Annotated in this window: 12 protein-coding genes and 1 other annotated feature; of the genes, 5 read left to right on the top strand and 7 right to left on the bottom strand. The window is 56.4% G+C overall.

Annotated features, from left to right (window positions below; all coding sequences use genetic code 11):
- Nucleotides 1-208: 208 nt before the first annotated feature.
- From ileS to CAUR_RS14115, 4 genes are all read right to left on the bottom strand, one after another.
- Nucleotides 209-3,409 (bottom strand): isoleucine--tRNA ligase, encoded by a 3,201-nt coding sequence (gene ileS, locus CAUR_RS14130; protein ID WP_012258550.1) that lies wholly within the window; start codon nt 3,407-3,409, stop codon nt 209-211.
- A 39-nt stretch (nt 3,410-3,448) separates the two neighbouring features.
- Nucleotides 3,449-3,719, bottom strand: a binding site (T-box leader).
- Nucleotides 3,720-4,125: 406 nt separating this feature from the next.
- Entirely contained in the window at nt 4,126-6,237 is a 2,112-nt protein-coding gene (gene fusA, locus CAUR_RS14125; RefSeq protein ID WP_012258549.1) for an elongation factor G, read from the bottom strand.
- 389 nt (nt 6,238-6,626) lie between these two features.
- A complete protein-coding gene (locus CAUR_RS14120; protein WP_012258548.1) occupies nt 6,627-7,088 on the bottom strand; it encodes a universal stress protein in 462 nt (153 codons plus the stop codon).
- 25 nt (nt 7,089-7,113) lie between these two features.
- Nucleotides 7,114-7,443 (bottom strand): hypothetical protein, encoded by a 330-nt coding sequence (locus CAUR_RS14115; RefSeq protein ID WP_015909276.1) that lies wholly within the window; start codon nt 7,441-7,443, stop codon nt 7,114-7,116.
- A gap of 201 nt (nt 7,444-7,644) precedes the next feature.
- Here CAUR_RS14115 and mscL point away from each other — a divergent pair, with 201 nt between their 5' ends.
- A complete protein-coding gene (gene mscL, locus CAUR_RS14110) occupies nt 7,645-8,064 on the top strand; it encodes a large conductance mechanosensitive channel protein MscL (RefSeq protein ID WP_012258546.1) in 420 nt (139 codons plus the stop codon).
- A gap of 471 nt (nt 8,065-8,535) precedes the next feature.
- Here mscL and CAUR_RS14105 read toward each other — a convergent pair whose 3' ends face one another.
- Both CAUR_RS14105 and CAUR_RS14100 read right to left on the bottom strand, forming a co-directional pair.
- Nucleotides 8,536-9,648 (bottom strand): nucleotidyltransferase family protein, encoded by a 1,113-nt coding sequence (locus CAUR_RS14105; protein WP_012258545.1) that lies wholly within the window; start codon nt 9,646-9,648, stop codon nt 8,536-8,538.
- A 110-nt stretch (nt 9,649-9,758) separates the two neighbouring features.
- A complete protein-coding gene (locus tag CAUR_RS14100; protein WP_012258544.1) occupies nt 9,759-10,733 on the bottom strand; it encodes a GDP-mannose 4,6-dehydratase in 975 nt (324 codons plus the stop codon).
- A gap of 242 nt (nt 10,734-10,975) precedes the next feature.
- On the opposite strand from CAUR_RS14100, the gene CAUR_RS14095 reads away from it, so the two are divergent.
- The 4 genes from CAUR_RS14095 (at nt 10,976) to CAUR_RS14080 (ending at nt 14,662) form a co-directional block, all read left to right on the top strand.
- Complete coding sequence (locus tag CAUR_RS14095; RefSeq protein WP_012258543.1) at nt 10,976-11,923, top strand: MerR family transcriptional regulator; 948 nt, start codon at nt 10,976-10,978, stop codon at nt 11,921-11,923.
- A gap of 125 nt (nt 11,924-12,048) precedes the next feature.
- Nucleotides 12,049-13,056, top strand: a complete 1,008-nt coding sequence (locus CAUR_RS14090; protein ID WP_012258542.1) for a phytoene/squalene synthase family protein — start codon at nt 12,049-12,051, stop codon at nt 13,054-13,056.
- 106 nt (nt 13,057-13,162) lie between these two features.
- The gene (locus CAUR_RS14085; RefSeq protein WP_015909274.1) at nt 13,163-13,705 is read left to right on the top strand and encodes a DUF2085 domain-containing protein; all 543 of its coding nucleotides are present in this window, start codon (nt 13,163-13,165) and stop codon (nt 13,703-13,705) included.
- Between the two features lie 201 nt (nt 13,706-13,906).
- Nucleotides 13,907-14,662 (top strand): hypothetical protein, encoded by a 756-nt coding sequence (locus tag CAUR_RS14080; protein ID WP_012258540.1) that lies wholly within the window; start codon nt 13,907-13,909, stop codon nt 14,660-14,662.
- On the opposite strand, the gene surE is transcribed toward CAUR_RS14080, so the two are convergent.
- Nucleotides 14,636-15,400, bottom strand: a complete 765-nt coding sequence (gene surE, locus CAUR_RS14075; protein ID WP_012258539.1) for a 5'/3'-nucleotidase SurE — start codon at nt 15,398-15,400, stop codon at nt 14,636-14,638. The two genes, CAUR_RS14080 and surE, sit on opposite strands and share 27 nt — an antisense overlap.
- Nucleotide 15,401 lies beyond the last annotated feature (1 nt).

Raw genomic sequence — 15,401 nt, 5'->3', positions numbered from 1 at the left:
CAGATGAACCTCACGATTTCACCATTCAGCCCCTGCCGGCAACGCATAGAGATCATAGCGGAGTTTATGCAGACACCCTCCGCCTCTGTGGTACCACGAAACTACCGCGATTCAAGAGAAGGAGTCAGACGGAATAAAAAAACCATCCGTGCCTCTGCGGTACGATTTCACCACAGAGACACGGAGAGCATTGGGGTCTGGATCGGCGCTAGCCTGCTTTCACCACGCCGACCGTCACTTCACCGTCACCGAATTCATGGGTTTCGGTGTAGGCATTGGTCGGCGGTGTGCCAACAGTGAGTTCCAGAGCCAGTGTCTCAGTCTTGAGGTATTGCTCGTACTGGGCCAGCGTACTGGCAAGCAACTCACTCTGGTCGGCAGTGTCGAGGAAGAGATGGATGCGATCACTGATCGCCAGCCCTGCACTCTTGCGTGCATCCTGCACATAACGCACCAGATCGCGGGCCGCGCCTTCGAGCCGCAACTCGTCGGTGACGGTGGTGTTCAATGCGACCAGCATCCCATCGGCCTCGGCAACGACGTACCCTGCCGGTGCACTGCTCTCGACCAGGATTTCCTCAGCCAACAGTTCTACCGTCTGACCATCAACAGTCAGGTGGACAGGCTGACCGGCTTCTACCGCCTGGGCCACGGCCCGCGCTGCATCACCGTTCAGGTCGCGCAGGGTAGCGGTGAGGGCCGGTACCAGCTTGCCGAACTTCTTGCCGACCAGGCGCAGATTTGGCTTCAACCGGTATTCCACCACAGCACTACTGGCGTCAAGGTAGCGCACTGCCTTCACATTGAGTTCATCACGCAACTCGCTCTCGAAGCGCCGTACACCGTTGAGGACTGCCGGCGTGCTGGCCCGCAGCCAGATTTCACTCAGCGGCTGGCGAACTTTCAAGTTGGCCTGCTTGCGCGCTGACCGACCCAGCGAAACGGCGGTGAGCAGTGCTTCAGTATCGCTGACCAGTTGCGCATCGAGCAGTGACTGATCGACACGTGGCCACTGGGCAAGATGCACACTCTCGGCAGCAGAGGGATCACGTTCGGCGACCAGGTTGCGGTAGATCTCCTCGCTAACGAACGGAATAAACGGTGCCGCCAGCTTCGCCACCGTCACCAGACAGGTGTAGAGTGTCTGGTAGGCTGCCTCTTTGTCAGCATCAGCTTCACTCTTCCAGAAGCGACGGCGATTACGGCGCACATACCAGTTCGACAGCTCATCAACGAAATGTTCGATGGCATTGGCCGCTGTATAGACATCGTACTCCTCGAAGCATGTCGTGACTTGCTGGACGAGCTGATTGAGTGCTGCCAGTGCCCAGCGATCAATCGGTTGCAGTTCGGCAGTACGGTTGCTGCCCGGCTGCCACTGATCGAGATTGGCGTAGGTCACGAAGAAGGCATACGTATTCCAGAGGGTTAGCAGGAACTTCCGCATACTCTCGCTGACCAGTGCCATGCTGAAGCGGCGAGCATTGCCGGGAGGCGCAGCGGTGAACAGGTACCAGCGCAACGCATCAACCCCGTAAGCATTGATCACCTCTTCCGGCTCGATCACGTTGCCCTTGCTCTTGCTCATCTTCAGACCGTTCTCGTCAAGAATATGACCGAGACAGATCACATTCTTGAACGCTGGCCGGTCAAAGAGCAGCGTGCTGATCGCGTGCAAGGTATAGAACCAGCCCCGCGTCTGATCAACCGCCTCGCAGATGTAATCGGCGGGGTGGGCCATCTCGAAGATGTCGCGGTTTTCAAACGGATAGTGCCACTGCGCAACTGGCATCGAACCACTGTCAAACCAGCAGTCGGCAACGTCGGGAATACGCCGCATCAGGCCGTGTTCTGGGTCTTCCCACACCACCTCATCGATGTAAGGACGGTGGAGATCAAGATCGCGCAGTGAACGCCCGACCTTCTCTTCCAGTTCGGCCAGCGAACCGATACAGACCATATGCGAGCCATCGGCGTTAGTCCAGATCGGGATGGGCGTTCCCCAATAGCGCTCACGGCTGATAGCCCAGTCGATGTTATTCTCAAGCCAGTTACCGAAGCGGCCATCGCGGATATGATCTGGAACCCAGTGGATCTGCTGATTATTGGCAACCAGATCAGCCTTGAATGCAGTCGTGCGAATGTACCACGAGCGCTTGGCGTAGTAGAGCAGCGGTGTACTACAGCGCCAGCAGAAGGGATAGTAGTGACGGACCCGGCCACTGCGCAGGAGTAAACCCCGTTGTTTCAGATTCCGCGTAATATCGGGATCGGCCTCTTTGAAAAACTTACCGGCAAAGCCGAGTTCGGCGAATTCAGGCAGCACGCGCCCGTCCAACCCAACCGAGAAGAGGGTGGGTAGACCGTGTTTGCGGCCAACCTCCAGGTCACCGTAAGCCGGCGCGATATGCACGATGCCGGTACCATCATCGAGGCTGACAATCTCGTCGGCGATCACCCGGTAGGCAGTATCCCAATCGACGGTGTCACCGGCACCCGGCACACCCCGGAAGAGTGGCTCATAGCGCAGACCAACCAGATCATTGCCGCGGAAGTGACGCAACACTGTAAAGCTCTCAGCCGGCAAGACATTGCCGACCAATGCGGCAGCCATCACCAGCCGCTCGCCGTTGTGTTCGACTTCGACATATTCAGCATCATGCTTCACGGCCAGGGCCACATTAGCCGGCAACGTCCAGGGTGTGGTCGTCCAGGCCACCAGAAATGCCCCTTCGAGGGTACCATCAACGGCAGGTGGCGGTGCGGTGAAGCCGTTTACCCGAAACTTGATGTACACACTCGGATCATCAACATCATCGCGGGCACCGAGGCTCACTTCGTGGTCGCTCAGACTCGTGCCACAACGCGGGCAGTGCATCGTCACCTTGTAATCGCGGAAGAGTAGCCCGCGATCCCACAGTTGCCGGAAGATCCACCACGTCGACTCAATATAATCGTTTTCGTAGGTGATGTAGGCATCTTCGCTGAGCCAGAAGGCGATGCGCTTGGTAAATGCCTTCCACTCCTGAATATACTCCCAGACACTTTCGCGGCAGAGACGGTTAAATTCGGCAATCCCAAAGCGCTCGATATCCGGTTTGCCGCTGAAGCCAAGCTTCTTCTCGATCTCGATCTCAACCGGCAGGCCGTGTGTATCCCAGCCTTCGCGCCGACCGATGATCCGATAACCCTGCATAGCGCGATAGCGCAGGATCACATCTTTGAAACTGCGTGAGATGGTGTGATGCAGACCGGGGCGACCGTTCGAGGTTGGTGGTCCCTCGTAAAAGACAAACGGCTTGTCGCCGGCTGCCAGCGATTTAGCGACAATGTTGTTCGCTTCCCACCAGGCAATCACCTCTTCTTCGAGCTGGGGGAACTTCACGTTAGTGTCAACTGGTCTGAACATGAAACCTCCATCCGAACCAAACCAAAAGCCCCGTCCCCAACAGGGGACGAGGCAGATTAACCCCGCGGTACCACCCCAATTCGATGCTGTGGCGCCTGCCACTAAGCACCGCACTTTGCGAGTGTCGATCAACACTCTGCCCCGCTAACGGTGGGCGTTCCGGGCGCGGTTACTGCGCGGACGAAACCATCACGCGGTTCACCTGCCAGCTCAGGGGTGATGTTCACTATCGCTGCTTCTACCCGGCTCACACCGCCCCAGGCTCGCTGAAGAGCTGGCGATAGCTACTCGTCCCCGTCATCGCCGTTATCTGACAGTATACGCCGTGAGTTGCGCTGCGTCAAGCATGGTGAACGGGGTAAGGATATTGATGTGGGGAGTGGGGAGTAGTGGAAAGCTGTTTCACTGCCTGTTTGCGAACCTTTGCCAGCAGTCTCAGTATGGATTATTCAGATGAGCCTCCTTTGAACGAACCCCCTCATGCCGGTTAGCAGTATACACCTGGGAGCGCGAGCCTCCGGCTCGCATCCCAGGTGATCGCCCTCATCATCTCGACCTGGTACTACCATCAGTGGATTCGCTGCGTAGCACCAAACCGGCGACCCGCTATCCGACATTCCATAGGCCCAATGCTGTAGGGGCGGGTTCCAAACCCGCCCCTACTCTCAACCTATTCCAAACCCGCCCCTACATTGATCCCTTCGGACAGAACCGTCTCAGTGGCTATGCGCCGCTTCCAGTTCTTTCTTGTGCGCTTCGACAATCTGGTTAACCAGATGTGGCGGCACCTCTTCGTAACCCGCGAAACTGATCGAGAAGCGGCCACGGCCCTGGGTCATCCCTCGTAAATCGGTTGCGTAGCGTTGAATCTCGACCAGAGGAGCCTGGGCGTGGATCACCGTCTTGCCGGTGCCGGTTGGCATCATCCCCTGTACCCGACCACGGCGCGTGCTCATATCACTCATCACATCGCCGGCAAACTGATCGGGAACAATGATCTCCATGTTGTAAATCGGTTCGAGAATGATCACACCGGCCTTTTGGGCAGCCAGGCGGAACGCCTCTTTCGCAGCGGTCTTGAAGGCAATTTCCTTCGAGTCAACCGGATGTTCTTTCCCGTCATAGACAGCAGCCCGTACATCGACAACCGGATTACCCGAAATGATGCCTTCTTCCATCGCCTCGCGAATACCCTTTTCGATTGCCGGCATAAACCCGCGCGAGATTACGCCACCCACAATCTCGTTCACGAACTCAAGCGGGTCTTCACGGTTCGGATCGGGTGGGAGCGGCTCAACACGCAGCGCGACATCGGCGAACTGACCGGCCCCACCGGTTTGTTTCTTGTGGCGGTACTGAGCAGTCGCAACACTACGGATCGTCTCGCGGTAGGGGATGCGGGGCAGTTCGAGGTCAATATTCACATCGAACTTGCGCTTCATCCGTTCGGCAATGATCTGCAGATGCGTCTCGCTTAGACCACTGAGCAACGCTTCGCCGGTACGCGGATCGCGGGATACGTGGAGAGACGGATCCTCTTCGGTCATCCTGGTGAGCGCAGAGCTGAGTTTGTCAAGGTCGGAACGGCTGCGTGGTTTGACCGTTGCAATGAAGGCCGGTGCCGGGAATTGGATAGGAGTAAGTGCGAGTGGTCGCGACGACAGGCAGAGGGTATCGTTGGTTTGCGTATCACCGAGCTTCGTTAACAAACCAATATCGCCAGGCCCGACCGACTCAACCTCAATCTGCTCTTTACCACGCACAATATACACGTGGGCGACGCGCTCTTCCTTACGGGTGCGTGCATTCATGAGCGTCATACCGGCCCGCACCTCACCCGAAAAGACGCGGAAATAGCTAAGCTTGCCGTAGGTGTCAGAGACCGTCTTAAAGACCAGTGCTGCCAGTGGTTCGGCGCGGTCTGGACGTAGCTCAACCTCCTGGTCGGTGTTCAGATCGGTGGCGGTGGTTGTCTTGCGGCCTGCGGAAGGAATTGAGTCGACGATTCCGTTAAGGAGCTGGGCAATCCCCACGACTTCAGTTGCTGAACCGCAGAACACCGGCACGATTGAGCCATCGGCAATACCGGTGCGCAGACCGAGCAGCAATTCCTCGCGGGTCAGCGCATCTTCACCGCCTTCAAGATACCGTTCGATCAGATGATCATTGGTTGCGGCAATTTTATCAATCAGCGCGGTGCGCCACTCGTGCATCAGATCATTGAGTTCCGCCGGCACATCAGCCTCGATGTAGCCGCCATCGTGTTTCGGGCTGGTCAGCCAGGCTCGTTGTTGACGCAGCGAGATAATACCCTTGAACTCTTTACCGGCACCGATAGGAATCTGCATCGGAATAACAGCGGCATCGAGCAGCTCACGGGCCTGCTCGATCACGCGGTAGAAATTCGCATTTTCGCGGTCGAGTTTATTGACAAACAGGATGCGTGGAATGCGCTGTTGGACGGCCATCTCCCAGAAGAGTTCGGTACCGACTTCAACACCGGCACTTGCATCGAGCACAATCAATGCGCCATCGATGATACGCATCGCGGCGGCAGCTTCACCGGCAAAATCAGCGGCACCGGGCACGTCGATCAGGTTGATCTTATCGCCGTTCCACTCCAGCGGCAGCACACTCAGCGAAATAGACATCCCGCGTCGGTGCTCGTCGGGGTCGTAGTCACTCGTCGTAGACCCGTCCTCGACGCGCCCCATCCGCGGGATGGCGTGGGCGGTCATCAGCATTGCCTCGGCCAGCGTTGTCTTCCCGCTGCCGAGGTGACCGAATATGCCGATGTTGTGGATCCTTTCCGATTCGAACGCTCGCATAGCTGTCCTCCTTGACGCAAGCCCGCGCCCGTTGGGCGTGTGCTGGAAAGGAAAATAAAGTTGTTAAGAACAGATTATCAGGGTTGTGATGGTTGCGTCAATAGGGTAAGACGCAACACAACTTTTGCACAGGAAATTCAAAGCTGTTGAGCGACTAGAGTCACAAACCGGCATCGTTGCCGGTACCTGTCCGGTGTAGATAGTTGGCACATATCTTCCGCAAAGGAACTGAGCATCAATGGGCAATCACCGCTCCTGGAGGGCAGGGATAACACCTGCCCTCTCAGGATGAATGAACAGACCGGCTGGGATCAGGAGCGATTGGCGTGCGACGTCACACCCCGCCAGCATATCTGAACCAGCCGCGTCGCAGGCCGGTGATACGACGCTTACGACTTGTCATGGTCGTGGCGCGGACGGATCACCAGCACCGGCGTGGGGGCAACCTGCACAACCTTTTGGGTCACACTACCAAACACCCAGCGACTCAGTCCACTGCGACCGTGGGTGGCGATGACGATAAGATCGACATTGTGGTTCTCGGCGTACTCGATAATCGCCTCGGCTGGTGGCAGTGCGCTGATCTCGGTATGTACCTCATAACCTTCGCTCTGGAATTGTTTGGCAATGTGTTTCAGATAATCGAGCGCCTCCTGTTCCATCTGCGTGATGGCTTCAGTTGTCGTCGCCAGCATGCCGCTGTAATCGACACTGGTGGTAAAAATGGGTGGTACCGCACGGAGTAATGTAATCTTCGTCGTACCTTCATTGGCGGCCAGGGCGTGGACGTGCGGTAATACCTGCTCGGCAAGTTCCGAACCATCGAGGGGAACGAGAATGTGGCGATACATTGCAACCTCCTTGTTGCGTCATCCTTCACGGCCCAGGATCGTCGAGTGGGCGTGGATTCCAACGACGGTGTCCTTCGATAACCTGTGCCAGACTGCCATCGGCGTTGAGCAAGAGGCGTAGTGAGCGGCGGAGATCACAACTTGGCACAGTGCAGACCGAAGGATCGGCCATTTCATACGGACATTCTCCCACATTTTGGCAGCGTGCGACCGAGACAGCGTAGCGCGGGCTGCCAGGTGGTCCATCGAGTGTGCGCAGGATCAGTGGCGCATATTGCAGATCTGGTGCAATAGTGCGCAGATGAGCGCGAGCGCGAGCAATCATCGGATGCGGCGGTCGTTTCGGTCGTGCCATAGCATGCTTATCTCCGGCTTGAAACCCTCTGCCAACGGTGATACTATGTACACGTTATCACAAATTCGGTTACGTAGAGTGCAATAGCCCGCAACCAGGTGTGAAGATTCTTATACCATTTCTCAATCTTCGACACCTCAATCTTTACTCATGAAATCAGTATGGTTGCATGGAGCGTTTTTGTGTTGTATGGGGGGAACGATGATCAAGGAGTTTCGCGAGTTTATCAGCCGTGGCAACGTGATCGATCTGGCGGTTGGCGTGATTGTCGGGGCAGCGTTTACAGCGATCATCAATTCATTGGTCAACGACATTATCAATCCGCTGATTGGCCTGCTGGTTGGTGGCCGGGCCGATTTTAGCAACTACTTTATTCCGCTGGCCGGTCAAACTGCGACAACGTTAGCCGAAGCTCAGGCCGCCGGGCCGGTGCTGGCCTATGGTTCGTTCTTGACGGCTGTGATCAATTTTCTGTTGATCGCATTCGTGGTCTTCATGATTGTACGTACCGTCAATCGTATGCGGAGTAAGCCGGAGGCTGTACCACCTGCACCACCGGAACCAACGCCGAGCGAACGCCTGTTGGCCGAAATTCGTGATTTGTTGGCCCGGCAGGGGTGATCAGGGGGTGATCGCATCATCCCCTGCCCTTTCATCTATTCAGGTGGGTGTGGGCAGCGCTGTGTGGTTTGGTACAGGATTGACGACGTATAACCTGCTATACCGCATCATCGTATGACAATGTGAACGGGCAAATGTACGTCCGTAGGGGCGGGTTCCAAACCCGCCCCTACGGGAACCCGCTCATCCGTATCCTGCACGTGACACCCACGGATCATCGCAGAGGGGACGAATAGTTATGGTTCACCGCATATGCGGTAGCAGGCAGTGATGCCCCCTATCGCTCAAGATTTGACATAGCGTAGATTCCCAATCACTCCGGGCTGTATGAAAGCCTGCACAGCTCAGCAGAGACAGCGGTCGGGGCGCACGACCGTGCGCCCCGACTGGATGGTGCCAGGATAATCTTTTGCGGTGAACTGCAATTCGTGCGGGTAATCTTTCGGGCCAACCCACGGATCGGATAGCCTCTCAGAACGAAACTGCCCGGTCACCCAGGGTGGTACCCGGCCAGATACGGATGCCGCGTTCAAGCCGGTTTTCCTGACCAATCTGACACTCATCACTGATGATAGTGCCGTCAATAATGTGGGATCGCTCGCCAATCCGATTGTTGTACCCCAGCACACAGTTACGGAGTGTACTGCCCTCTTCAATCGTATTCCCATCCCACATGACCACACCTTCGATCTGGCATTCAGGACCAATCGTGCAGCGCGAGCCGATAACGGTTGGGCCAATAATCCGTGTCCCGCGCCCAATCCGTGTCCCGTGGCCGATGACCACCGGACCAACAATCTGCGCGCTAGAGTGAATCTCTGCTTCGCCTTCAAGCCAGACACGCTCGCCAATCTGTTGTCCACGGAAGTGGTACTGCACTTTCCCGATCAAAATGTCATGGTGAACATCAAGATACGTTTGCGGCTTGCCAATATCCGTCCAGTAAGCGCGTGACGGAAAGCCGTACATCGGATCACCGGTCTGAAGCACCACCGGGAAGAGGCCGCGCTCGAACATATAGAACTGATTCGGGGGCACGTAGCGGAAAATCTCCGGTTCAATCAGATAGGTACCGGCGTTGACCAGATTGGTCGTGATGTCTTCGGCGCGGGGCTTCTCAAGAAAACGGCGCACACGTCCATCGCGTTCAGTCTCGACCAGCCCAAACTGCGTCGGATCATCAACCGGCGTGAGCGAGATGGTCACCTTGCTGCCACGCTCGCGGTGAAAATCGAGCATTGCCTGCAAATCGAGGTCGGTCATCACATCGCCATTGAAGACAAACGTTGTCCCATCAAGCATGTGCTCGACGTGTTTCACCGCGCCGGCAGTACCGCGTGGTTCCGGCTCTTCAACGATGTGGACATTCATACCCAGTCGTGAACCATCGCCGAGCGCTGTGCGGAAGCGGTCGGCCAGATATTGCACGGCCAGGATGACATCTCGAATACCATAGTCGCGGAGACGCAGCAACATCCACTCGATGAATGGCTGATTGACCAGCGGCAACATTGGTTTGGGTGTCCGGCAGGTCAGCGGGCGCAAACGTGATCCCTGCCCACCAACAAGAATAACAGCTTTCATAGACAGTTCTACTTACTAAATGTACACAACGCTCCTGATAGATAGGCGTAGTATAACGCCATCAGACCACAAAAAGTTTACCGCAAACCGGGGTTTGGGTGACGATTTTCTCAGCCGGTGGTCGCTTGTACTTCTGCACGGACTCGTGCGCGCCAGTAATTCAGGATATCGTGCAGCGTCTCTGCCAGCGTATAGCGCGGTTGCCAGCCGGTGCGGGCACGGAGCCGACTCGCATCACAGACGACCAGCGGTATATCAATCGGGCGCATCAATTCGGGATTGAGCCGCACTTCAACCGGTACAGTACATTCGGCTAACAGCATATCAAGTAGCTCGCGTATCATCACGGCCCGACCCGAACCAACATTATACACCTCGCCACTCTCGCCGTGTTCGGCCAGTAACGCATACGCCGCGACAACATCACGGACATCGGTGAAGTCGCGTTGCGCAGCCAGATTACCAACCTGCACAACTGGCGGTTGCAAGCCTAATTCGATCCGTGCAATCTGACGGGCAAAGGCGGCAGTCACAAATCGTTCATTCTGGCGCGGCCCGATATGGGTGAAGGGCCGTACACGCACGACATCCAGACCGTGGCTGTAGTGGTATTGCAACGCCAGCAAACTTTGGGCGGCCTTGCTCACCCCATACGGACTGGTCGGACGCAGGGGGGTGTCTTCGTCAATCGGTAAATCCTCCGGGTCAATCTTTCCGTATTCCTCATTCGTGCCAATCACTATCACGCGGGTGGTCATGCGGTATTCAATCAACGTCAGAAAGATGTGCAAGGCGCCCAACGTATTGGCGGCCAGCGTTCCCGCCGGGTCGCGAAACGATTCTGGCACGAATGGCTGGCCGGCAAGGTGAAAAATGACGTTCGGTCGCACCTGCACCAGAGCGCGCGTAGTGGCCTCAGCATCGGCCAGATCGGCCTGGACGATCTGCACGTTCCCGATCAGTTCGGGAAGTACGAGCGAAGGAGAGCGAGATAATCCCCAAACATCCCAGCGTCCATCGGCCAGGAGATATTCGGCGAGGTGGCCGCCAACAAAACCGTTAATGCCAGTAATGAGTGCCCGCATGGTATTATTGATACCTTGTGTTCAGAAGTGTCTTGTTTGATTGTGCAATTTATTGACAGTGATTGTGCACCGTGTTACAATATTTGTAACATTGTACCACGCTTCACGGTTGGTCAATACAGGTCAAAATATCATTCCAACGTGCAATCGTTTCCGTGAATGATGGTACAATAGGATTCAAGTGTAAAAACTATGCGCAATAGTCTCGTCTTTGCATAAGCGCTGGGAAGGGTCGCGGAACCATGGCACCGCAGCATTTTCTCTCCCAATTTTCAGACAAGCCACGCTACAATACCAAGGCTGTCGCACAGGAGACGGGCGTGCCTGCCGACACTTTCCGCGCCTGGGAACGCCGTTACGGTGTACCGCGTCCACAGCGGACGGAAGGTGGTCATCGCCTGTATTCCGAGCGCGACATTGCAACGATTCGCTGGCTGCGTGATCGAACCGCCGAAGGACTGACGATCAGTCAGGCGATTGCCCTGATGATCGAAGGAAGCGACACCAGTCTTTCGTGGCTGAATACCGCAGTTGATACCGAACCGCATACCTGGGAACGGATGCAGGCACGCATGATCGCTGCCTTAACCGATTTTGATGCGACACGGGCCGAGCAAATTCTGGGTGAAGCATTTGCGCTCTATCCGCTGGAAGATGTCTTTTTGAAATTGATCCAGCCGGCAATGGTTGAAATCGGTGAGCAGTGGCATGCCGGGCGGCTTTCCGTAACCGCAGAGCATTTTGCTACCCAGTTCATTCGGCGCAAGTTATCAAGCCTGTTCAATACCTATAACGTTACCGAGGGTCGGGGGCTGGTTGTGGTAGGGTGTGCGCCAAGCGAACAACACGATCTTGGTGCCCTGATGCTGGCCGTCTTTCTGGTGCGCCACGGCTGGCAGGTGATCTACCTCGGCCCGGAAGTGCCGGTAAAAGACCTTCTTGATGCGGTGCAGCATATCCAACCCGACCTGGTGTGTCTGTCTGCTTCAACGACCGAAACGGCCACCCAATTACTCGAAATTGGTCGGGCATTGCAACAGTTACCACCGCCTACTCCTCTCTTCGGCTATGGTGGTCGTGCATTCAATTTGAATCCGGTGTTGACACATAAGATGCCGGGCACATTTTTGGGGCGTGACGCACAGGAAGCAGTTGAGAACGTCGCATCACTCCTGAGTCGCAGTCGCTAATGGTGCAGGTACATCGCCGGCATTATCACCATGTCCTGGCTGATAATGCGTAACTCAGTATTGCCTTCAAGCTCAATATTGCGTATAGTAAAAACAAGCGTAATATGTGACAAAAGGAGTGTGGTGTGTCGCTGAATTCACTCACGATCTTTTCGCGAGGTAATAGTTTGCCGGTGAACCAGGCGCTACCGGCTGAAGAGCAGCTTGCCCAACTCCTCCGTCTTAACGAACTTCCTGTATCGCCTCACGCCGATGAATTGCCGCCACCGCCGGGCCGCACGCTGGCCGAGGCTTACGCGATCTGCGAACAAATCATTCGTCGTCATTCTAAGAGCTTTTTCTTCAGCACCCAGTTTCTACCGCCGGCACAGCGGCGAGCCGTGCGCGCCCTGTATGCCTTCTGTCGGACAACTGACGATACGGTTGACATGGCCGAGTCGGACCCGGCGCGTGCTCTGGCCGAATGGGTGCGCATTGCGCGCCGACCACGGTTTGACACCTCACACCCGGTGTTGTTGGCCTGGGCCGATACCTGTCAGCGCTACAATCTTGCCCCGAGTTTGATTGATGAGTTGCTGGCCGGTGTGGCGATGGATCTCACGATTTCGCGCTATACCACGTTTGCCGATCTCTGGCTCTACTGCTATCGGGTGGCTTCAGTGGTTGGATTGCTGGTGATCGGGATTACCGGCGCTGCACCCGGCGCCCAGCCTTACGCGATCAAGCTCGGTGTCGCTTTGCAGCTCACCAATATTCTGCGCGATATTGGCGAAGATGCCGACCGCCAGCGCGTCTATTTGCCCGAAGATGAGCTGGCACGGTTTGGTTTGACTGCCGATGATATTCTGGCCCGTGTGTACGACGAGCGGTTTATCAGGTTGATGAAGTTCCAGATTGCACGTGCCCGGCAATTGTACGCCGAGAGCTGGCCAGGTATTGCTCTGCTGCCACCAGAGGTGCGACTGGCGATTGCCGCCGCAGCCCGGGTGTATAGCGGTATTCTCGATAAAATAGAACAAAACCAATACGACTCATACACCCGCCGGGCCTATGTGCCGTTACGCGAGAAGATTGCGCGTTTGCCGGGTATCTGGTGGGATGTGCGTGGTTTGACGAAGAAGTTATCGCGGTAACAGTACGCTGTCCTCTTCGTGAATGCACCGGTGTTTGATCTTCTGGTACAATACAATCAGTTTTGCCCGCCGAGATCAAATCTGACACGCCGAAATGGACAGCGCTATGTCGTCATACGCTCTCTCCAGACCTCACTCACAACATTCGTGGTCACCGTTGGTTTTTGATGTAATCCTGTGGGTCCTCTTTTTAGGCCCGATAGCCTCGCCACTGTTACGGGCAACAGGTTTACCTCTCGTCAGTGAGACGGGTACCCTGGCCCGTGAGTTGCTGGCTACCTATATCTGCCCGACTCCAGAACGCTCGTTGTGGTTGCTGGGGTGGCCGATGGCGGTCTGCGCCCGCTGTTGGGGGGCCACCATTGGTCTCTGGCTGGGCCGCCTGGCTATTGGTGACCGTGCGCCTACCTTGTTGCGCCGCTATCGTTCCCTGCACTGGTCGTGGCGCCTGTTGCTGTCTGCACTGCCTTTCCTGCTCTGGCCGCTTGAAATTGTCGGCCATTACAGCGGCTGGTGGTTTGCACCGCTCTGGCTGTTGTTGGTGAATGGGATACAGGCTGGTTTCGCTGCCGGCATCTTCTTCGCTTCAGTCTGGCCTGGCTTGTGGCCGGCTGCCCGTACAGGCGAGAGTGTGCCATCGCTGCAATAATTCCATTCCACAAGCGGATACGTAGCGAAATGCTGATTGGTCTATTCTCCTCTACGCTCTCCGTGTCTCTGTGGCTATATCACACCACGGGGGCACAGAGGAGAGTGGAAGACATCCAACAAGATACCTCTGTGTTCTCCGTGTCTCTGTGGTGCATTCAAAAGAGGTGCATTCAACACCCAGGCGGAGTAAGAGGCAATCATGGTATCTCCATGGCGCTTACGACCACGCTGTAGCGGTGGCGCAGGCGTTATTCAAACGGCAAGCGGCTTGCGTCTGCTTCGACCACCCGGCCCTGCCAACCGCTATCGAAATGCGCAGATCGATGATTTTGGGCAGTGGCCCGGTAACCCACGAGCGTTGCAGCCACCGTTTACCCTTCGTCTGCGTGCACGCACGTCACATCCGGCAGATCGGTTGGTTGGTACTGCCGGGTTTGGCTTGTGGAGCTATCCATGGGCCTGGCCGCTTCGTATGCCGCAGGCGGTCTGGTTCTTTTTCGGTGCGCCACCACACGATATGCCACTGGCAATCGGCATACCCGGCCACGGCTGGAAAGCCGCCGTCGTTGATACAGGTCGTCCGGCAGCCCGCAAATGGATACCGCTTGCCCCGGTCATTGTCCCGCTGCTCAACATTCCACCGCTGTACCGCCGCATCTGGCCATGCATCCAGCGCGATGTCGGCGTCGCCGAAGCAGTCATCAGCCAGGATATTGCCCAGTGGCACGAGTATGAAATCCGGTGGGGACTGCATGAAAGTGAACTTCTGGTTGACGGTATAACGGTATTACGGGCACCCTCACCCCGTGGCCCGCTCAGCATTGTGATCTGGATTGATAATCAATACGCGATTGTGCGCCCAACCGGGCAACTGGGCTGGGGCGTGCGTGCCTGCAACGAAGCCCAGTGGATCGAAGTAGCCCTGATCTCACCCTTCCAATTCCCAACTCCGTAGCTCTTCCAACCAGCGATGACTGGTCAGATCCATGTGTACCGGCGTCAGGCTGGCATATCCGTCACTAATAGCAGCAATATCAGTGCCTTCCTCGTAATGATCTTCAGGTTCTGCGCCATCAATCCAATAGTACGGTCGGCCACGTGGGTCATACCGCACCACCAGCTCATCACGATACACCCGACGACCCAGGCGGCCAACTTTAATCCCGCGCAGGCTGGTGGGTGGTACTGCCGGAATGTTCAGATTTAACAGCACCTCTGAAGGCAAGGAACGCTCATGAATCAGCGTAACCAACTGGCGCACCGCTATTTGCGCCGCCCGAAAATCCCACTTCCCATCCTTCGGGCGCACCTGTGACACCGCCAGACCGGGAATGCCAAACACCAGCCCTTCCATCGCTGCGGCGACGGTACCCGAATAGAGCAGATCGGTACCCAGATTCGCGCCCAGATTAATCCCTGACACCACCAGATCGGGTTTGCGGTCGAGCAGTCCCATAACCGCCAGTGCCACACAATCAGCCGGCGTGCCATCGCAGATCAGCGCTGGTGAGCCATCGCTCAACGTTCCTTCCCAGGCTCGCAATGGATCAAACAGCTTGCGATAATGGCCGGCAGCACTCCAGTTTCGATCCGGCGCAACGACAGCCACTTCGCCAATGTCACTTAAAGCAGCACGCAGCGCTACCAGACCCGGACTCTGGTAGCCATCATCGTTGGTTACCAAAAAGTACATA

This window comes from Chloroflexus aurantiacus J-10-fl (genome assembly GCF_000018865.1).
GTDB classification, from domain to species: domain Bacteria; phylum Chloroflexota; class Chloroflexia; order Chloroflexales; family Chloroflexaceae; genus Chloroflexus; species Chloroflexus aurantiacus.
Note: the sequence above shows the minus strand (reverse complement) of the source record. Positions and strands in the feature narration are given on the sequence as shown.